The organism is Tumidithrix elongata BACA0141 (genome assembly GCF_036349135.1).
Lineage (GTDB): Bacteria > Cyanobacteriota > Cyanobacteriia > Pseudanabaenales > Pseudanabaenaceae > Tumidithrix > Tumidithrix elongata.
In genome coordinates this window covers 12,615-33,413 of sequence record NZ_JAZBJZ010000009.1, presented here as the reverse complement: position 1 = coordinate 33,413, position 20,799 = coordinate 12,615, and the positions used below count along the sequence as shown (strand labels likewise).

Below are 20,799 nucleotides of genomic sequence, written 5' to 3'. Positions count from 1 at the left end.
GAGTAAGAATCCACAAACCAAAAAATTACAGGGCTTCAGAAAAATCAAGAAGCCCTGTAAGTAAACCAATCAGTTTGAATAATCTGCGATCGCCTATCTGCTGGCAGTGAGTTTGCGATAGGCTCTAGCCACAAGTTTGTCTTCCACAAAAGTTGCATTCATACTCATATCGCCACTTGTCCAGCTGATAATTACAGCGCGATCGCCATACTTGCGATCGATTCCCAAAGACTTACCCTCACCACCGAGAATGCTAGCAACTTGGGGATAAGACATATCCTTTTGCAAGCAGATATAGTTTTTGAGGGATAGGCCAGGGTTACCACAACGATATTTGGTCGAGTCAATGGTTTCGTCGTAGTGTTGAGCGGGCAGAGTCGCTAAATTTACCGATGGACCTGAGAGAAAGTCTGTGACAAAGTAGAGGGCAACAATCAAAAAGCCAACGAGTAAAAAGTCTTCCAACAAGGCTTTCAGTAAATTGCGCTTATGGCGACGCTTTTGCCATTGCACCTTGGACTGCGTCCACTCTTCCCAAGGGAAAGTATCGACCCAATTGATTGCGGTATTTAAATTGGCGAGCGCTGCGCTCTTTGTTGCTTCTAGAAAGGTTTTAGGATCTCGAACGACCAACCTGCTACCCGTTTGCAGATTTTGCCAGAGTTTGGGATCTGTCAGCCATCCTTGGATGCGGCGAACGATATTGCCACCTCTGGCACGATTGGCCCCTGGTCTACCAGTCTGCACCAGTGCTTGATTTTTGTTGCTACGAACGATCGCACTGCGAGAGGCAGTCTGTATGGTTGTCTGAGGTGTGGGTGCTGGGACAAATTCAATATCAAACCCATGGGTCATTACAGGGGAGTCAGCACCGACACTGTAAAACTCAAATTCTATGCGTCTGACACCGAGGAGTTGCAGGCGACTTAGAAATCTCTCTAGGTTTTGGGTAAAGTAGTTGGCTCTATCAGAGTCCGAACGAGAGGAAATTAAAGTAAAGGCAAGGGACAAAACTTGCTGCTCAAACTTAAACTCCGTTTGTTCGGGTGCGACTAAGTCAATGTAGTCTGACACGAAGCTGGTAAGAACGTGCTGCAACTTTTGCCACGACTGTCTGTCTTCTAAATTTAACCGTACTGCTTTCATATATTGCCCTCACCTCATACCTAACTTGGTATAAGTTATTTGTACTGTCTTTTTACATTTTTGCTTGCATTGTCACGGGTCGTACGATCTTGAGGCAATTCCCCCAAATTTTTAACCTTTTTTGTGACAGCACAATAGTACCCAAACCATTAATTTCCTTATCATGAGCTTTGAAGCAGAGTTAAGTCTAACGCTCCGCGCTCGTTATCCTCTTATTTATATACCCTCCCACGAAGAGGAACGCGCTGAGGCAGTCATAACGGATGTGGCAAAATCCCTAGGGCGTAGCGTATTTATTTGGGATTTTGTCGATGGTTACCAGTCAAATCCTACGGATGCTGGTATGGGTAAACGCAACCCCCTACAAGCTTTAGAGTTTGTCGAGAAAATTCCTAAGGGGGCAGTATTTGTGTTGCGGGATTTCGATCGCTTTTTAGATGACATCGCGATCGCGCGCAAACTTAGAAACTTGGCAAGAAAGTTAAATCGCGAGCCCCAGAACCTAATTTTGCTTGCCTCCCAAATAAATATTCCCGATCACCTGAGTGAATTATTTGCGATTTTAGAGTTTCCCCTACCCCAACCGAGCGAAATCAAGCGAGAAATCGAGCAGCTTGCCGCGACAACGGGTGACAAGTTAGATGCCCAAGCTTTGGATGAACTGGTGCGATCGGGACAAGGTCTGTCTTTAGAGCGAATTCGGCGGGTACTGGCAAAAGCGATCGCTGCCAACGGTCAAATTCAAGCCGAAGATGTCGAGCGCATCCTCGAAGAAAAACGCCAAAGCATCCGTCAAACTCAAATCTTAGAGTTTTATCCCTCAACAATCGAGATTACCGACATTGGCGGACTGGACAACCTCAAAGAATGGCTGTTACGGCGGGGTGGCGGATTTTCAGAACGGGCGAGAAAGTATGGGCTTCCCCATCCAAGGGGCTTGTTATTAGCAGGAATTCAAGGAACGGGCAAATCGCTTACGGCAAAGGCAATTTCCCACCATTGGCATTTACCTTTACTCCGTCTCGATGTCGGTCGATTATTTGCTGGCTTGGTCGGGGAAAGCGAATCCCGCACGCGCCAGATGATTCAACTCGCTGAAGCCCTTGCTCCCTGCGTTTTATGGATCGATGAAATTGACAAGGCTTTTGCGGGTCTGGACGGACGCGGCGACTCGGGCACGACCAATCGGGTGTTTGGCACGTTTTTAACCTGGATGGCAGAAAAAACTTCGCCTGTATTTATTGTTGCCACTGCCAACAACATTCGCACCCTGCCCCCCGAACTCTTGAGAAAAGGGCGGTTTGATGAGGTGTTTTTTGTGGGGCTACCCAGCCAAGCCGAGCGCCTGCAAATTTTTACCGTGCATCTGAGTAAATATCGTCCGCATAATTTGCGTGCCTACGACTGCGATCGCCTCGCCTACGAAACTCCTGATTTTTCGGGTGCGGAGATCGAGCAGTCGATTATTGAAGCCATGCACTTGGGCTTTAGCCAAAATCGCGACTTCACCACCGAAGATATTCTAGAAGCGGCGAGTCAAATTGTGCCTCTCGCTCAAACCGCTCAGTCCGAAATTCAACTCCTACAAGAATGGGCTGCCTCTGGCAAAGCTCGCCTCGCCTCGCGTCAAAATGTTTTGGGTGGAAGGGGAAACCCAAACTAAGCAAAACGTTTTTTGTAATCAGGATTCAAGCTGGAGGCATAACAGAGAACCTATAGGCTATTTGAATTTGGCTACACGGTAACATAGCCCTCTTTCCAGTGGATTTTGTTGATTTGATATTCATCGATATAAAATCCAGAACGCTCATCACTGGATAACGGATCGATTATTTCTGGATAAGAAGAAAAACTAGGTTGATTCGATAATTGTTTTATTGCGTAGTGTGCTTGTTGAATATTTTCAAACACACCAATCATTTTAATGTCCTCGCTTCCATGTGGCATCACATGTAGATGCTGAAGAATTAGAATACGTTCCATTTTACCCTCATTTCCCGCTTCGACTTGCTGCCGAATACCAGAGTCATAGAGCGCCTGCCCACGTTGGGATAACGCTTCTTTGCTGTAACGTCTTTGACGAATTGCCATAAATTTGACCTCGTTGCGACTTGCTGTTTTCATCTTAGCCCAGAGCGTTGATCGCTACTACTTCTCCTTAATTTGTTGAGGAGAAGTTTGAATATTTTACAAATTTTGTAGCGATCGCCTAGTAATTCCTATGGTTAAAGTAAGCGCTAGGTAGCTTATTCGGCAAACATCTCAGCTAAAGTGTCAAGAACTTCTCTTTGCTCATCTTGATTGATTTGACCGAGCTTTTTAACCAATCTAGTTTTATCAACCGTACGAATTTGGTCGAGGACAATTTGACCGTCTTTACCCTGAAATTGACAAATAATTCGAGTTGGATATGTGCGTCCTTTGGTTGTCATTGGCGCAACAATAACTGTCCCAATATAGCGATTCATCTCGTCAGGTGAAACGACAACACAGGGTCTCGTTTTCTGAATCTCAACCCCAATTGTGGGATCTAGATTAACCAGAAAAACATCGAAACGCCTTACTACCACTCCCATTCCACCCGATCCCAATCTGTGGTGTTAACGTCATCTAATAGAGCGTCATCCTGTTGCTCTGCCATTGCAGCAAAGGCTCGCTCCCATCCAGTCCTTAACCGTTGAGCCGAGCGAACCGTGAGGCAATTACCCTGCACTTCAATTTCAACCTCTGCATGAATACCACTTTGCTCTAAAAGAATTTTAGGAATACGAATCCCTTGAGAGTTGCCGATTTTAATGATTCGGGTTCTGATTGCTGCGCCCATACTTGCCCCAAAATAAAGGTAATTACATTGTATGCACGGACGAAGCGATCGTCAAGTGCAATTAGTGGTCTTGAATTAATAAACTAAAATCATAGGTAGGATGGGCAGCGATCGCCCTAGTTCTTTATTTTTCTCACTACTAGGATCGTCGTATGGCATACAGCAGTTTTAGTTTGAGGGATGTAGAAAAAGACTTCTCACTCACCATAGAAGAAGAAATCAATCTTTTTGCCTCTACGGAAAGCTTGCCACAAAGTGATGTGCTGAGACAGACATTTGCCGAAAATGTCTCTTTAGCGCTGGCAATTAATACCGAAAAAGCACGCTCGGAATTGATCGTTATGCCTTTGCTGTTGGAAGTTCGTCGGCGATCGCCTGTTCCCATAAGTCTTTTCTCTGGCTCAGAATTTAATGTAGATCCTGAAAAAGGGCTGACAGGATATTGCGATTATCTAGTTAGTCTTTCTAAGCAACAACTCATGATTAGCGCTCCTGTAATTGCAGTAGTTGAAGCCAAAAATGAAAATATTAAAGGCGGATTAGGACAGTGCATTGCTGAAATGGTAGCAGCGCAGATTTTTAACCGTCAACAAGGGAACGCGATCGATACGATTTATGGAGCAGTAACTACGGGTGAAATTTGGAAGTTCTTAAAACTATTTAACAACACTATCCAAATCGATTTGATGGATTATTACATCAAAGATGTGGATAAAATCCTTGGGATTTTATCTCAAGCAATCCCAAAAGTCGCTTAGACTCATATGATAAAGCGATCGCTGAAACGTGGTCTGTGCTGCTTAAAATTACCCCCCAGTTATCTTAAAGGCAACAGAACTATCGTGCGTTTCAAGTGCGATCGCTTAATCTAAATCCATCTTTAGAATCTATTCCACGACTCCTAAGAGAGCTTGTGATTTGGCTTGAAGTAAACGAGGAATGTTGAAACCAGCAGAATAAACGTGAGAACGTTCTTGGGCAACTACAGAGTAGGCACTGCGTACTTCTGAAGCTACGGCTACTGTTTTCATATCATAGGTTTGCGTTGCCAATTTAGGATACAAACCGATGCCAATGATTGGTAGCAATAGGCAAGCTGTGATAAACACTTCTCGAGGGCTGACATCCTTAACATAAGCACCCAAAGTACTACCTAAAGGAATCGCAGCATTACTATTCCCAAAGAAGACTTGACGTAGCATCGACAGTAAATAAATTGGTGTGAGAATCAATCCCACCGCTGTCAGGGCAATCATCACAACCTTAAAGCTAGAAGAGTAAGCATCGCTGGTCGCAATTCCCAAGAATACTTGCAACTCGCTCACAAATCCACTCATACCGGGCAAAGCCAGTGAAGCCATTGCGCCAATGGTAAACAGGGCAAAAGCCTTAGGCATGACTTTTGCAATGCCGCCCATTTCGTCCATCATCAGGGTGTGGGTGCGATCGTAGGTGACACCAGCCAAGAAGAACAAGCAAGCAGCGATGAAACCGTGGGATAACATTTGCAGAACTGCGCCACTGATGCCCACATCGGTGAAAGAGGCAAGACCCAGTAAGACAAAGCCCATATGGGAGATCGAAGAGTACGCCAAGCGACGCTTCATATTGGTTTGGGCAAAGGCTGAAAAAGCGCCGTAGACAATATTCACAACCCCAAGCACCGCTAAAACTGGCGCAAAGTAAACATGAGCGTTGGGCAACATCTCAATATTTATGCGAATCAGCGCATATCCCCCCATCTTGAGCAAAACGCCTGCCAAAATCATCGATACAGGTGCAGAAGCTTCGCCGTGAGCATCAGGTAGCCAAGTATGAAGTGGGAAGATTGGAAGTTTGACTCCGAACGCAATCAGAAAACCAGCATAGGCAAACAATTCAAATACGAGGGGGTAATGCTTCATCCCCAACTCTGCCATGTCGAACGTGACGCGATCGCCGTAAAAAGCCATCCCCAAGCCCGCGATCAAAATGAAAATCGAACCTGCTGCCGTGTAAAGAATAAACTTGGTTGCTGCGTATAAACGCTTTGCGCCCCCCCAAATCGAAATCAGCAAGTAAACGGGAACGAGTTCAAGTTCCCACATAAAGAAGAACAAGAGGATGTCTTGAGCCACAAATACGCCGATCTGAGCGCTGTACATTGCTAGCATCAACGCATAAAACAGTCGGGGCTTTTGGGTGACGTTCCAAGCTGCCAAGGTGGAAAGCGTTGTGACTAAACCTGTGAGTAAAACCAACGGCATCGATAAACCGTCTACCGCGAGAGACCAGTTCAACCCGATCTGAGGAATCCAAGCATAGGACTCGGTTAGCTGAAACGAAGAAGTCTGTAAATCGTAGTTGCTCCAGAAAGCGTAGATCATTAACGCTAAATCTACCAAACCTACGCTTAGTGCATACCAACGAACGGTCTTGCCATCTTTGTCTGGAATTACGGGTATGGCTAGAGAAGCCACAAGTGGCAGCAGTACGATCGTGGTGAGCCAGGGAAATTGTGAAGTAATCATGAGTGAGAATAAATACTTACTTGCCTTGTATGTATCTTATTAAATATTTGTAAATTTTACTTAACTCTTTAGAGATAAAAGTTTACAAATTAGCAAATGATGACAATCAATCCAAATCTATATCTGGCAAGGATTTCAATGATTATTATTGTGTTTGATTGATAATTTATCATCCATTGAATCTTAATCATTGATTAAACTCGATGATAGAAAATGAACAATTAGAAGTACGTTTCTTAACAATTGATATATAGGCAAAGAATTTTATTGGCTGATTAAGATAGAAAATGAAGGTGGAACAAGCGAATTTTTTCTGAGTCAGCAGTCCTCCTTAAATCCTTGTAATTGTTAAACGATTTTTAGATATGTCCTCAGAAAAGATTGCAACTCACTGGCAAATTCTGCCAACCTGCCAACCTCCTGTATGGCTAATTGATCGCGTCGGGAACTTTGCTGCTCAACTTTTGTGGCAACGCGGGATCCAAGAACCAGAACAAGTTGAAGCCTTTTTATCCCCAGAAGCCTATCAACCGACGAGTGCTTTTGCTTTTGGGGCAGAGATGCAAGCCGCGATCGCTAGAATTCAACAGGCATACGTAACAGGTGAGAAAGTAGCGATCTGGGGAGACTTTGATGCCGATGGCATTACCGCCACATCGGTTTTATGGGAAGGGTTGGGTGAATTTTTCCCACAATCTCGGCAGTTGACCTATTACATTCCCGATCGCCTCGCAGCATCTCACGGTTTATCCATAGAGGGGATCGATGAATTAAAGCAGTGGTTTCAAGGAAATACCCAAGAAAATTCTCATGCAGATTCCGATCGAAGTGCTCTTGAAGATATAAGCGGAGATCGCTCCTCGGAATCCTGCGAACAGGGACAAGGCTTGATCGTTACCTGCGATACGGGCAGCACCAATCTAACTGAAATCCTTTATGCCCGATCGCTAGGAATAGACATCATTGTTACCGATCACCATACCCTGCCTGCGGAACGTCCTCCTGTCACTGCCATTGTGAATCCTCGTTATCTCGATCCCGAGCATCCTCTATTTCATCTCTCAGGTGTAGCTGTTGCCTATAAGCTGATCGAGGCACTTTACGAAACTCTGCCTGATGTGCCCCAACAGCCCATTGAGAATTTATTGGATCTCGTAGCGATCGGTCTGGTTGCGGATCTGGTGCAATTGGTGGGGGACTGTCGCTATTTAGCCCAACGAGGCATCGAAGTCCTCAAGCAAAAATCGCGGCTGGGTGTGAAGTTTTTGTTAGAACAGTGCAAAAAGGCAGGCGATCGCCCTACGGACATTAGTTTTGGGATTGCGCCGCGCATCAATTCGGTCAGTCGGATTTGGGGTGATGTGCGTAAGTGCGTGGAGTTACTGACTAGTAAGGATGAAGCAAGATGTCAAGAATTGGTCAAATTAGCGGAACTCGCCAACACCCAACGCAAGGCACTGCAAAAGAAAGTCTTCGCTCAGGTCAAAGCCAAACTCGAGCGAATCGATCTTTCCACCATGGGAATTTTGGTGCTTGACGATCCGCAGTGGTCGGTGGGAATTTTGGGACTGGTCGCAGGGCAGGTTGCCAGCGAATATGGCAGACCCGTCATTCTTTGTACGGTTGAGGATGAGGATGGCAAAAGTATTGCTAAAGGCAGCGCGCGATCGCCTTCGGGCATCGATCTATACGACCTGATTAAAGGTCAAGAGCACTTACTGTTGAGTTTTGGTGGACACCCCCTCGCAGCGGGACTGAGTTTGCTTGCCGAAAATTTACCTTTGCTACGGGAAGCCTTAAATCAGCGATTTTGGAGTCAGTACGATCTTTCCACTACTTCCCTAGATCGAACTTCAGGCAGAAAGGGGATTCTATCCACCCTGCAAATCGATCTCGTCGTAAAGATTGCCGATCTCGGGCAGCAGTTATTCCGCGAACTTAAGTTACTCGAACCCTACGGGATGGGAAATCCTGCACCTAAGCTTTTGATTCAAAACTGCCACTTTGAAGATAAATTCAACGCCAATATCAAGAATATTCGAGGTCAGAAGGTTGAATACATTAAGTCCGAATTCTCTCTGGTCGATGAAACGGGTGAAATTCGCGGCGATTGGTGGGGGCATTACAGCTACGAGATTCCCGATGGGGTTTGTGATGTCGTCGTCGAGCTGATCGATAATTCCTTTAAAAAGACCTACGAAGTCAGAATCATTGATATTCATACCCAAGAAATTGGAACTTCAGAATTGGAACTCGTGAAGTCCATCAAAGATATCCCCGCAGCATCAGCTAGCCCCTCAGACATCGCCATCCTAGACTGGCGCGGCAAGTCCACACCCTTACCTGATGGTGTAATCGCTTGCGATCGCTGCCCGACAAGTTGGCAAGAAATTCACGCGCTGATCGAGATTGCCGAGCGATCGCAACAGCCTTTGGCTCTAATCTATCCCCCACCTGAAAACATGAGAGGCAGTGAGGCATGGCGGATTTTAGTGGGTATTGCCAAACACCTCGATCGCACGGGTAAAGTCATCGATCTCGATCGCTTACAATCCAAGTTGGGAATTCGCGATCCTAAAATTCTTCAAGAGGGTCTAACTGCCTTAGAAAGCTGTGGTTGGTTTGTAAATCAAATGGAAGGCGATTCCCAAAACGGGGATGCGTTCCGCCGCATCGCCATATCGCTGAATGACTCGAATCCTCCTCAAACTCTAGCAGTATCCTCATCGGTACAGAAATTTATCAAGTTAGCGAACGAACTAGCATTTCAACAGCAGTTTTTCGACCGTCAAACTATTCAGCTCATCCCAGTTTCATCGCTATCGTCCCCTTAACAGGGTATCCAAGATTAGTGAATGCAGTACCCGAACAATGTTTGAGATAGAAGCATAGGAGATAAATGAATGACCCCGTCACAAGCGGACGGGGTATCAAAATCTAAATTCCTTTGGTCAAAGACTAACACTCTAAAGGGCGAGGAATTCGCCCCTTGATGAGATGAAATAGATTAACTTTCTATGGTGCGATCCAAGGCAGTGCGATCGGGCAAGATTGTGAAAACCTTATCCATTTTTGTCATTTCCATAATAATTTGAACTTGATCGTTGAGCGAACACAGAAAAAGATTGGCTTCCCTTTTGCGAACTGTTTGGAGTGTGGCAACCATAGCACCGAGTCCAGAGCTATCCATAAACGTAATATTTTTAAGGTCAATCAAAAGCGTTTCTGCCCCTGCTTCGAGTAGATCGACTACCTTACGACGAATCTGATTGCCTCCAGCACTATCAATTATACCTTCGGGTTCTAATACTCTTACAGAGTCACTCATGGTTTGCTCCTTGCTTGCAAATTAATTGTTTACATATTTTAATTTAGTGGCTTCTTTAGGTTGCCACACAGCGACTTGGATCACAACTGAATTCTAAGCAAAGATTATAGAATGTTACAAGCTGTCGATTTTAGTGTTTCGGTCTCTAGGGAGTGTATATCTAAGTCTCTGAGACTTTAGATACGTTCGGGGAGGCGTAAAAGTATGATTACTCAAACCATTATGCGAATAAAACTAACATTTTCTAGGTTCTTTCTTTAAGATTTTTGCTCTTTTGACAATCCCTGTAGGAATTAAGGCAAGATCTTTAGATCTCCTACAATCAATAGGTAGGGTAAAGCAAATTCAATGCTCACTGGAACCGAACTAAACAATATCCTCAATAGCGCGATTGCTTCCATTGTCTGTTATCGGGTCTATGACAACAGAGATTGGGAGTACGCCTATCAGTCGGCGGGAAGCGAAAGACTGTTTGGATATACGGCAGAGGAAATCGTCGCAGACAAGGCGCTTTGGCAATCCTGTATATTTCCCGAAGACTGGGAAAGCAAGGTTTCACCGATATTTGATGATATTTCTTCTGAATTGGTGAGGACGATTGAATATCGCTTTTATCATAAAAATGGTTCCCTACGCTGGATTTCAGCCACCTACGGCGCTCAACGCGACCAAGAGGCTAATTGCTGGATCGTTACAGGGATAAGTACAGATATCAACGATCGCAAAGCTGCCGAAACTGCTTTAGCTAGAGAGGCACTACGGGTTAAAACACTGCTCAACACATCTTTTGACGGCGTTGTTGTGATTCATCAGAATCAAGTCGTGGAAGCCAATCAGAGGTTTGCTGAGATGTTGGGCTACACGCTTGAGGAAATAACAACTTTAAATGTGATGGACTGGGAAACCCAATGGAGTCTAGGCGAACTCCATGAAACCGTCGATCGATGGAAACATAGAGAAGGAATGCGAAGAATCTTTGAGACTCGCCATCGGCGTAAGGATGGCTCAGTATTTGATGTGGAAATCTCAAACAATAGAATGGAATGGGATGGAAAGTTCTTTGATTTCTGTATTTGTCGAGATATCAGCGATCGCAAACGTATTGAAGCTGAACGCAACCATGCCGAGACCACTCTGCGCGAAGCAGAGGAACGTCAGAGATTGATTTTAGATCTCAATCAAGTCGGTACTTGGGATTGGGATCTTCAAAGCGGCGATCTAACTTGGAACGACCAAGTATTTAAGTTGCTGGGGCTTAATCCCAAGACAGATTTTGCCAGCTATCAGACCTTTCGCAATGTCATCCATCCCGATGATGTCGCTCCCTTTGAAGCCTGTTTATCTCATGCATTACGTAGCAAGATCGACTATGAAATCGAATATCGTGTTGTGTTGCCAAACGGGAGCATTCGGTGGCTCCAGGCAAAAGCACAAAGTTTTTATGAGAACGATACGCCAATCAGGGTGTTAGGGATCTTGTTAGATATTAGCGATCGCAAGGAGGCTGAGATTGCGCTACAAGAGCGTGATGAAATTCTCCGCAAACTATCAGAACAGGTACCAGGATTTATCTATCAATATCATCAGCACCCCGATGGACGCGCCTACTTTCCCTATGCCAGTGAAGGAATTCGAGACATTTATGAGGTTACTCCCGAGCAGGTCAAAGAAACCGCTGAGGGCGTTTTTGCTGTTTTGCACCCTGCCGATCTGGGATCTGTTGCCGAGGCGATCGCACAATCCGCTCGCAGCTTACAACTATGGCAGGCTCAATATCGAGTTATCTTGCCGCTAAAAGGTTTGCGCTGGCTAGAAGGTCATGCCATGCCCGAACGATTACCCGACGGCAGCACCCTTTGGCATGGCTATATTTGGGATATTAGCGATCGCAAAACTGCCGAAGCCGCCTTGCAGAAAAGCGAAGAACGTTATCGTCAGATCGTCGAAATTGCCACAGAAGGAATCTGGATGATTGATGCCAACAGTGCTACTACTTTTGTCAATCCCTGCATAACCGATATGTTGGGTTATCGCAGTGAGGAAATGATTGGCAAATCTCTCTTTGATTTTATGGACGATGAAGGACGAGAAATTGCCATGCGACTGGTCGAACGGCGACGTCAAGGTATTACTGAGCAACATGACTTCAAATTTCAACACAAAAATGGCTCCGATGTCTGGACGATGATCTCGACTCACCCCTTAATGGACGAGGCTGGTCAATATGCAGGGGCATTGGGGATGTTGGCAGACATCACCCAGCGTAAAGCTGCCGAGAATGTCTTGCGGCAATACGAACGTATCGTTTCCGCCACACCCGACTGTGTTGCCCTGATCGATCGCAACTATATCTATCAGGTCATCAACCAGACCTATACAGTTTGGAATAACAAACCCCACGAAAAGATTGTCGGACATAGCGTTAGCGAGCTATTAGGAGAAGAATTTTTTCAAACGCGCAGTAAACCTTTGCTCGATCGCTGCCTTGCAGGTGAGAGTAACCATGTCGTGGAGTCATGGCTTACCTATCCCGATGGTAAGCGCAGGTTTGTCACAGCCAAATACTCTCCCTATATCGATTTAGACGGTGGGGTTTCAGGAGTGGTAATCAACGTCCACGATCTGACCAGCCTCAAGCAAGCCGAAGAAGCCCTGCAACACCGCACAGAAAGAGAACAGGGAATCAACCGCGTGTTTCAGGTGATTCGGAATTCTCTCGATCTAGACACCATTTTTGCTACTGCTACGGCGGAAACGGCGAATCTACTAAAAATCGATCGCGTTCAGGTCATGCAATATGTGCCCGATCGCCAGTGTTGGCGCATCGTAGCTTCCTATCATCCCCACTTACCCGATACAGTAGGACTAGAAATCCCTGAAGACTGTTTCGAGTGCCAACAAAGGGAACTCGCTCGTGTTGAATATCCCAACATGCCTGCAGATGGACTCTTTTGCGGGATTCCTCAGGTGCTTGCTGGAACTTGGCTAATGCAGCCCCTCGCGATCGAAGGTAAGGTTTGGGGATGTCTTGCGGTCAATTCCCTACAGCAACCCTTTCACTGGGACGACGAACAAACTGAATTGGTACAGTCTGTAGCGGATCAATTGGCGATCGCAATTCAACAGGCTAACCTCTATCACAAGGTGCAACTAGAGTTGGCAGAAAGGCAACGAGCAGAAACCGCTCTGCAAGTCCTGAACCGCGATTTAGAAAGACGGGTAAAAGAGCGCACTGAAGCACTCAAACAACAGGCAGAGCAGGAAAGATTGTTGCGGTTTGTCACCCAGCGCGTCCACGCATCCTTGAACTACGAGGAGATCATCAATACAGTTCTGACTGAAACGCGGCAGACAATCTATGTAGATCGGGTGGCAATTTATCGGTTTGATGCGGATTGGAGTGGGAGGTTTGTGGCTGAGTCTGTGAGTGAAGGCTGGATGCCTCTGGTGGGACCTAATATTCAAACGGTCTGGGAAGATACCTACCTACAAGAAACCCAAGGCGGCCGCTATCGCAATAACGAAACCTTTGCTGTTAACGATATTTATACGATTGGGCATACGCAATGCCATGTCGAGATTTTGGAACAATTTCAAGTAAAAGCCTATGCGATCGCACCGATCTTTGTACGCGGCAATCTCTGGGGACTGCTCGCAGCCTATCAAAACGCTCAACCCCGCCAATGGCAAAATCGGGAAATTATTCTAATCCAGCAAATTGCTATCCGCACTGCGATCGCGATTCAACAATCGGATCTGTTCCAACAGGTACAAACCAATCTAGCGGTCAAAGGTTTATTGGTGGAGGTTGCCGAGACGATTAACGAGTCGCTCGATCTCGATTGCGTCTCCGAAACCTGTTTAAAACTGATTCGGCAGTTTCTCAACTGCGATCGTGCGATCGTCTGCAAACTGGATGACCATGGCAGCGGTACGATCTTTAAAGAAGATCTTTCTCGCTCGGAATTATCGATTTTAGGGCAAGTTATCTCTGACCCCTACTTCTCAGAATCCTGTCTTGATGGGTATAAACAAGGGGGAGTAATCATTCTTAACGATCTCGAAACCGACAATATCGCTCCCTGCTATGCCGAGTTTTTAGCGCAGTTGCAAGCCAGCGCAAATCTAGCCGTGCCGATCTTTCATGTTGACAAACCTTGGGGATTGTTATTGGTCAATCAGATGAATTCACCTCGCCATTGGCAACCCTTTGAAATTGAAATGCTCAAATGGGTAGCCTTGGAACTTGGGATTGCCAGTCAAAAAATGGAACTCTATACCCGATTGGAAAGCGAATTGCGACAAAAAGAGATGTTGATTAAGGAAGTACACCATCGCGTCAAAAACAATCTGCAAGTTGTTTCTAGTTTGCTCAATCTGCAATCTGCCTCCATTGAAGATCCTAATATTCTAGAGCCCTTCCTCGAAAGCCAGCGACGGATTAATGTGATGGCAGCAATCCACGAACGCCTCTACCGTTCTGGGAACCTCGCCAGTCTTAATTTTGCGGAATACATCCAAGATCTAGTCGAAGATGTATTCCAATCCTATCTTCCGCTTAACCTAGACGTTCAATGGCAGGTGGAAGTAGCCAATCTCGATCTGGAGTTAGATATTGCGATTCCCTGTGGCTTGATCGTCAACGAACTGGTTTCCAATGCGATCAAATATGCGTTTCCTCACAGGTATGCTGGCAAGATCGATATTATGTTTACCTACGAAAATTCTCGCCATCGGTTGGCGATCGGAGATAATGGTATTGGGTTTCCTGAAACATTGGACTTTCGTAATACAGAGTCACTGGGAATGCAAATCGTTTGTGCCCTAACGCGCCAATTAGGAGGAACCATCGCGCTCAACCGCGAAGGCGGCACGACCTTTGTCATTACCTTTTAGATAGAAAACGCTTGGGTTTAAGGTTGTTATTTTTATATTAATTTTATTATCGATCGTTATTTTTTAGGATGACAGCCTTACAAATATCAAAATTACAAATTATGAGTGCCAAAATTTTAATTGTCGAAGACGAACAGCTTGTTGCCCTTAACATTCAACGACGATTAACACAACTTGGGTATATGGTTGTTGCGATCGCGGACAGCGCCCAAACAGCTCTAGAAGCCGTGGCTAAGCATCGTCCAGACCTAGTCCTAATGGATATTCATCTCAAAGGAAATATCGATGGCATTACTACGGCTACCCAAATTCGAGCCGAGTCCCATTTGCCCGTGATTTTTCTGACTGCCCATGCGGACGAAGCAACCGTAAGCCAAGCAAAAGAAACGCAGCCCTTTGGCTATTTAATCAAACCCATACAAACCAAAAATCTCAGTACGGCGATTGAAATTGCGCTGACCAGACACCAAGCGGAAGTCATGATGCAAACAGCACTTGATAAAGAACGAGAAGTAAGCGAATCCTTACAACGGGCGCTAGAACAGGAAAAGAATCTAAATGAACTTAAGTCTCAGTTTGTTTCTATGATCTCCCATGAATTCCGCAATCCCTTGAGTACGATTATCTTGGGAATTGATGCGTTGGAGGGGCGCAATACACAATTTACCCCTGAGCAACGATTGCAGAAACTACAACGGCTAAAAAAGGCAGCAAACACCTTAGTTCAACTAATTGAAGATGTACTTACCCTCAGCGAAGCAGAAGCAAAACATTTTCAATGTCACCCCGTTCCGACAGATGTTCTCTCTTTTTGTCAGGAGCTGATTGATGATTTTCAATCCATGCTGGTGAGCAAACACAGGATTCTTTTCAAGGTCTGCGGTTGTCAAGAAGCAGGCAAAGCATTTTACAACCTAGATGGAAAGCTACTTGGACATATTTTGACCAATCTTCTTTCTAATGCAATCAAATATTCTGCCGATGGTAGTGAGGTAGAGTTTCTTTTATCTTGCGAGACCGAGGTAGTAGTCTTTCGTATTCAAGATAGAGGTCTTGGTATATCCCCTGAAGATCGAGAACATTTATTTAAATCGTTCCGCCGAGGTGCGAATGTGAAATCGATTTCGGGCACGGGACTAGGACTAGTGGTTGTTAAAAAGTGTCTTGATGCTCATCAAGGAAGTATTACAGTAGAAAGTGAAGTCGGTGTGGGAACGACTTTCACAGTCACAATTCCTCAAAATCTTGGCTTTCAAGATAAGCAATAGGCAAAGAATTCGGTATTAACCACCCACCTTAAAGATAAGGCTTACCTTCCTGCCCAATTACGATCTCTGTGCGAGCGATCGCTGATTGACGGAGATCTGCAAGCTTCACTAGGTCTGAATCGTTTCGGTATAACTCAAACTGCTCCATACTTGGGAAAGATACGAGATGAACCTCGTGCGGTAATACAGGATCTTGTCCTGAGCCTATTGGTCGAATTACCTTTACAATTCGCCCACCATACTTTTGCATGATTCGTGCTGCTTCCATTTCAAATTGCTGAAACTCAACCTCTCGACCCACATGAATAAAAAGTTGCACGACCAAAATGATTTCTGTATTCATAGGATTGTGATGTGGTATCAGCTTCCAATTCTTTCAGGCAAGATGCATGCGCTACAAATTCATTACAACTGGTATGTAGTGGCAATTCACTTAGGATTGCCACTACAATTCTAGGCAGAGAAGCGATGATTCATCTGGTAGCGCAGGCTATTTGAAAGCCGCAGCCACTTTAGCAGCGACATCATTACCCACCTTCTGACCGCCTGTGGCATCAAAAGACCAGTGCACGCCAAGATAGATACGACTAATCTTATTGTCTTCGATCGCTTTCCGTAGGGTAAAAGTCTCTACGAGCCTTGGACGAATGGTACCTGTGTTATCTGTCGTTTCTCCGTTAAATTCGCCAGAAACAAAGTCTTGCACGGTAATATTCTCAGGTTTTTTACCAAGGAAAGCGGCAACTACTTCAAAGCAAGCCGAGCCAAACGTAGCATGACCAGAGGGGTAGGCGGGGAAGTTAGGGGTGAAATTGCTATTCTCAGCGATCGATGTTGGCTTTTCAGGAGTAATAGGATTGCTCTTGGGTGCTCCTAAAGGTAACCAAAAAGGATCTCCCTTTTGACGATGGGTATTACCATCCCCTTTTCCAGTTGGGCCCCAGCCCTTATCGGCTTCCCGAATACCGACAACAGGTCTCCAAAAATCGTACTCATACTTCCAGTACCATGCTGCGATTCCTGCATCTGCCATGGCGACATTGATTGCAGTTAAAAGCTTCACTTGCTGAGCATGGGAGAGCGTTAGAACTTCTGGAATTGCTAGCACAACTCGGTTGTAGAGTCTTGGAGGCGTTCCGAGTTTATTAGAACCGTCATATCCCCAAAAGATACCGACAGTGGCATTTTTTCTAGCATCTGTACCCCCTCGAATGATGGAATCTTTACCAATGTCAATCACTTCGTCAAAGGCTTTGGCATATTCAACAGTGTCTAATGCTGGAGGTGGTGCTAAATAAGCATCCGCGACAACATCCTTGAGCACGAAGGGTTTTACCAGTCCCCATGTGCGACCCAGCGTTGTCTGCTTGGGATTGAGCGGATCGCGGCGATGCCGACCGGGAGCCTGATCGAAAAGCGTGTCCTCTTGGGGGAGTGCCGAACCATCGTTTTTCCGTTCGTTCAACCAAGCATCGGCAACTTGCTCGCCATATCTTAATGCGATCGGATTAGTTCCAGTGGCAATAATTTTGGCGGCTTCTGTAGCAATAAAGGCGGCGTCATCAGGATAGAGTTGCACGGCAGCTCGGATGCCAGCTCCTAAAAGTGCAGCAATTCCAGTGACCTCGTCAGTACCGATCGCAGCGGGCTTATTGGGCAAAGTTGAAAGCTGGGGTGTTAGCTTTCCTGTCACTTTTGCGTAAGCATCATGGGCAGCGAGGTGAATGAGCGCTAAAGCACGAGATGTCTTGGTTGGGCCACCATTGGTGGGTTTGTGTCCATCGCTAAAATCACGTTTGACTAACTCAAGGGCTAATTCGTTGATTTTCAGAATGCTCATTAGGATTCTCCGTTATTGGGTGATGTAAATCTGTTGAAGTCCTAGTGGCGCTATCTACTTGTTGTATTTAAAGAATGAGCTTTTCAGGAAATGTTCCCGTTTCTAGTGATTTAAGCTTAAATTGACTGATTTTGGCTAGAAATCTTGATTTTTCTGCCTTTATATCGCACTAAAAGCATCTAAGGCTGTAATTCGATCTTTTGAACATTATCTATAAAGAAGTGAATTTTCTGAGAAAGTTCCTAGGTTAATCTGTTTTATACCCTATTGCGATATGACTGTAGCAAACGAAGGCGAACTGGTACAAATGCAATAGCTTCTCCATTCGAGCATGTTCCCATTAATTCCTTCGTAAAGGATGTGCGAGAATTACGCTTCGTTCTTGCTCAAAAAAACAAACCCCTCTCCTGTAAGGAGAAGGGCTAGTCATTATCTCAAGCTTATTGAAAGAAGAGAGGTTCGCGAGATTTCTACCTAACTCGCACTGTTTAAGATTGACGAACTTGAAAGTGTTGTTGTGGAACAGCAAACCCTGAATCACTAAAGCTTTCACGAATTACACGATTGGTGTCAAAATAGACCTGCCAATAATGCGTGTTATTACAAAAAGGGCGAACGACCAATTCAGGCCCCATGGGGGTGAATTGTGAAATTTCGATTACAGGAGCAGGTGTACTCATGATGTTAGGAATATTCGCAATTCTTTCTCTGAGAACTCGTACAGCTTCATTGGGGTTGACTGTGTGATCTAATAGAACTGTGAGATCGACACGGCGATAGTCATTGGCAGAGAAGTTTTGAATATTCTCAGAAAAGAGTTTGTTGTTACCAATGATCGTGCGCACGTTGTCAGGGGTATTAATGATTGTCACAAACAAGCCTATTTCAACCACGGTCCCTGTAATGCCTGATGCTGCAATATAGTCGCCCACTTGAAACGGACGCAGAACAATGAGGAATGCACCTGCGGCAAAATTTGCCAATAGACCACTCCATGCTGCCCCGATCGCAACACCAGCCGCTGCCAAAAGTGCGGCGAATGATGTGGTCTCAACACCAAAATAGCCAAGAATTGCCACCACCAAAATAATGTTCAACAGCACGGATAGGCTGGAGCTCAGGTAGCTGATTAGGGTGGGATCGATGCGTTGTTTTTTGAGGGCGCGCGAGGCTAGACTGATCGATAGATCGATCAATTTACGACCAATAAACCATAGGATAATCGCGGCAACTACTTTAAAAGCAGCGCCAGCCAGTAGGTTTAAGTTCGCTGTAAGAACATTTTGAATTGTTGTTGGATCCATAGATGTAGGGATTCACTCCTCTTCACTAGTGTTGAACGTGAGACTCAGAAAAATCTCACTCGAACATTTTATTAGGTAAGGGGCAAAATCTCGATGGGGATGCGATCGCAGTTTTTAAACTAGTGTTCTGTCAAGAATTTTTTGAGGGGTGAAACCCCTCAAAAAACACACCCACAAAACTTTCTGGATTCCGTATACCCATCAACTAATCGTTGACGGACTACCAGGTCGAAGACTTTCTATTAGGCTTGTCTTTGCCTCACCCATTCCCACAGGTCTTGTATCTCTCAAGACAGAAAAACATAAAAGAATTGATCGATAGGCAAATAAACGCTTATATTGGTATCTGCCTCTCTGTGGCGTGCGTGACTACCAACAATGTTTCTTGATCTATGATTGTTTTTGAGGAGGCGTCCTCTTCTTAGCAACAGTAAACCAGACAAGTATTTGGGAACTTAAGTTAGCTAAGTGTTCTGTCTCCACCTGGTTATTCCGGGTCAAAAACTGCGGTAAGACGGCGTTGCGGAGGGGTTTTAATCTTTTGCATACAAATTTTATAGGCGAATGGCAATTTTCCCCATCACCTGCCGTTCTTCGATGTGACGAATTGCAGTTGGGACTTCGCTGAGACTGTAGCGGCGATCGATAAAGGGTGTGATTTTTCCAGCTTCAATCAGATCCTTCAAAACTAACAGATCCGCCTGATTTGGTTTTGAAACCAAGCATTTTACCTGTCGGCGACTGAGTCTCGAAATCCAAGCTCCGAAAAACAGCACTTGAAAAAGTCGAGCGGTAGAGCCACCCACCAGAACGTACCTTCCCTTGGTCTTTAATACTGGCAGATAGTCAAACACCGAGCGGTAAGCAGCAACATCAAGTATTAGGTCGTAATGCCGACCGTTCTTAGTCACATCTATTTGCGTGTAGTCGATCGCATGGTCTGCACCCAGCGATCGTACCATCTCAATTTTTTTCGTGCTACAGACAGCAGTCACCTCCGCCCCAAATGCCTTGGCAATCTGCACCGCAAATGAACCCACGCCACCAGAAGCACCATTAATTAAGACCTTTTGTCCAGCCTGAATCTGCCCATAGTCTCGCAGTCCCTGTAAAGCGGCAAGGGCTGACACAGGAACAGTAGCCGCTTCCTCAAATGAGAGAGTGGTGGGTTTAAACGCCAAGACTGCTTCGGTGGCACAGACATACTCGGCAAACGCGCCGAAACCACATTCAGTTAGATCCCCAAAAACTTCATCGCCAATCTGAAACTGGGTGACATCTTTGCCCACGGATTCAACCCGTCCTGCCACATCAGTACCGAGGATCTTGATTTTGGGCTTCAGGATCCCGCCAAAAATGAAGCGGATCAGGAATGGAGTCCCACGCATCAGATGCCAGTCGCCAGCATGGACAGCAGCGGCGTGAACTCGTACCAGTACGCCATTGTCTGACATGACGGGCTTGTCAACTTCTTGCAAACTCAATACATCCGTTGAACCATACTCGGTCTGAACGATCGCACTCATTTTGTCATTGCTTTTGCGATCGCCTTGGACAAGAGAGAGGGTATTCGTTGTCATAGCTTTTTCTATCATTTGGATGGAAATAACTTAGGTGCTAGCTGAGCCACTCATAAGTTATACTTACAGTGTAAGCATAACTTACGGCGTAAGTTTGTCAAGA

15 protein-coding genes and 1 other RNA gene are annotated in these 20,799 nt (G+C 45.4%); 6 read left to right on the top strand and 10 right to left on the bottom strand.

What is annotated here, in order from left to right:
* Window positions 1-93 precede the first annotated feature (93 nt).
* The gene (locus V2H45_RS03940) at window positions 94-1,146 is read right to left on the bottom strand and encodes a hypothetical protein (RefSeq protein ID WP_330482315.1); all 1,053 of its coding nucleotides are present in this window, start codon (window positions 1,144-1,146) and stop codon (window positions 94-96) included.
* Between the two features lie 163 nt (window positions 1,147-1,309).
* Here V2H45_RS03940 and V2H45_RS03935 point away from each other — a divergent pair, with 163 nt between their 5' ends.
* The gene (locus V2H45_RS03935) at window positions 1,310-2,809 is read left to right on the top strand and encodes an AAA family ATPase (RefSeq protein ID WP_330482314.1); all 1,500 of its coding nucleotides are present in this window, start codon (window positions 1,310-1,312) and stop codon (window positions 2,807-2,809) included.
* A gap of 71 nt (window positions 2,810-2,880) precedes the next feature.
* Here V2H45_RS03935 and V2H45_RS03930 read toward each other — a convergent pair whose 3' ends face one another.
* The 3 genes from V2H45_RS03930 to V2H45_RS03920 form a co-directional block, all read right to left on the bottom strand.
* Window positions 2,881-3,237, bottom strand: a complete 357-nt coding sequence (locus V2H45_RS03930; protein ID WP_330482313.1) for a hypothetical protein — start codon at window positions 3,235-3,237, stop codon at window positions 2,881-2,883.
* A 155-nt stretch (window positions 3,238-3,392) separates the two neighbouring features.
* Window positions 3,393-3,722, bottom strand: coding sequence for a type II toxin-antitoxin system PemK/MazF family toxin (locus V2H45_RS03925; protein ID WP_408648717.1), 330 nt, complete (start codon window positions 3,720-3,722; stop codon window positions 3,393-3,395).
* Window positions 3,710-3,970 carry an AbrB/MazE/SpoVT family DNA-binding domain-containing protein gene (locus V2H45_RS03920; RefSeq protein WP_330482311.1) on the bottom strand — a complete coding sequence of 87 codons (261 nt, stop codon included), beginning with the start codon at window positions 3,968-3,970 and terminating at the stop codon, window positions 3,710-3,712. Before V2H45_RS03920 ends, V2H45_RS03925 begins: the two co-directional genes overlap by 13 nt.
* 152 nt (window positions 3,971-4,122) lie before the next feature.
* Between V2H45_RS03920 and V2H45_RS03915 the strand changes: the two genes are divergently transcribed.
* Entirely contained in the window at window positions 4,123-4,728 is a 606-nt protein-coding gene (locus tag V2H45_RS03915) for a hypothetical protein (RefSeq protein WP_330482310.1), read from the top strand.
* A gap of 129 nt (window positions 4,729-4,857) precedes the next feature.
* Here V2H45_RS03915 and V2H45_RS03910 read toward each other — a convergent pair whose 3' ends face one another.
* On the bottom strand, window positions 4,858-6,480 hold the full coding sequence (locus V2H45_RS03910; protein ID WP_330482309.1) for an NAD(P)H-quinone oxidoreductase subunit 4: 1,623 nt from the start codon (window positions 6,478-6,480) through the stop codon (window positions 4,858-4,860).
* Window positions 6,481-6,845: 365 nt separating this feature from the next.
* On the opposite strand from V2H45_RS03910, the gene V2H45_RS03905 reads away from it, so the two are divergent.
* The gene (locus tag V2H45_RS03905) at window positions 6,846-9,314 is read left to right on the top strand and encodes a single-stranded-DNA-specific exonuclease RecJ (protein ID WP_330482308.1); all 2,469 of its coding nucleotides are present in this window, start codon (window positions 6,846-6,848) and stop codon (window positions 9,312-9,314) included.
* Between the two features lie 173 nt (window positions 9,315-9,487).
* Here the strand turns inward: V2H45_RS03905 and V2H45_RS03900 are convergent, their stop codons facing one another.
* Entirely contained in the window at window positions 9,488-9,808 is a 321-nt protein-coding gene (locus tag V2H45_RS03900; RefSeq protein ID WP_330482307.1) for an STAS domain-containing protein, read from the bottom strand.
* Window positions 9,809-10,156: 348 nt separating this feature from the next.
* Between V2H45_RS03900 and V2H45_RS03895 the strand changes: the two genes are divergently transcribed.
* On the top strand, window positions 10,157-14,704 hold the full coding sequence (locus V2H45_RS03895; RefSeq protein WP_330482306.1) for a PAS domain S-box protein: 4,548 nt from the start codon (window positions 10,157-10,159) through the stop codon (window positions 14,702-14,704).
* Between the two features lie 101 nt (window positions 14,705-14,805).
* Window positions 14,806-15,972: a hybrid sensor histidine kinase/response regulator gene (locus V2H45_RS03890; RefSeq protein WP_330482305.1), complete on the top strand. Its 1,167-nt coding sequence runs from the start codon at window positions 14,806-14,808 to the stop codon at window positions 15,970-15,972.
* Window positions 15,973-16,000: 28 nt separating this feature from the next.
* On the opposite strand, the gene V2H45_RS03885 is transcribed toward V2H45_RS03890, so the two are convergent.
* From V2H45_RS03885 to V2H45_RS03875, 3 genes are all read right to left on the bottom strand, one after another.
* On the bottom strand, window positions 16,001-16,315 hold the full coding sequence (locus V2H45_RS03885; RefSeq protein ID WP_330482304.1) for a DUF1330 domain-containing protein: 315 nt from the start codon (window positions 16,313-16,315) through the stop codon (window positions 16,001-16,003).
* 147 nt (window positions 16,316-16,462) lie between these two features.
* Entirely contained in the window at window positions 16,463-17,812 is a 1,350-nt protein-coding gene (locus V2H45_RS03880; protein WP_330482303.1) for a vanadium-dependent haloperoxidase, read from the bottom strand.
* A gap of 488 nt (window positions 17,813-18,300) precedes the next feature.
* Window positions 18,301-19,116, bottom strand: a complete 816-nt coding sequence (locus V2H45_RS03875) for a mechanosensitive ion channel family protein (protein WP_330482302.1) — start codon at window positions 19,114-19,116, stop codon at window positions 18,301-18,303.
* A 348-nt stretch (window positions 19,117-19,464) separates the two neighbouring features.
* On the opposite strand from V2H45_RS03875, the gene ssrS reads away from it, so the two are divergent.
* Window positions 19,465-19,649: non-coding RNA, 6S RNA (gene ssrS, locus V2H45_RS03870), on the top strand.
* Between the two features lie 21 nt (window positions 19,650-19,670).
* Here ssrS and V2H45_RS03865 read toward each other — a convergent pair.
* Window positions 19,671-20,696, bottom strand: coding sequence for an NAD(P)-dependent alcohol dehydrogenase (locus V2H45_RS03865; RefSeq protein ID WP_330482301.1), 1,026 nt, complete (start codon window positions 20,694-20,696; stop codon window positions 19,671-19,673).
* Window positions 20,697-20,799 lie beyond the last annotated feature (103 nt).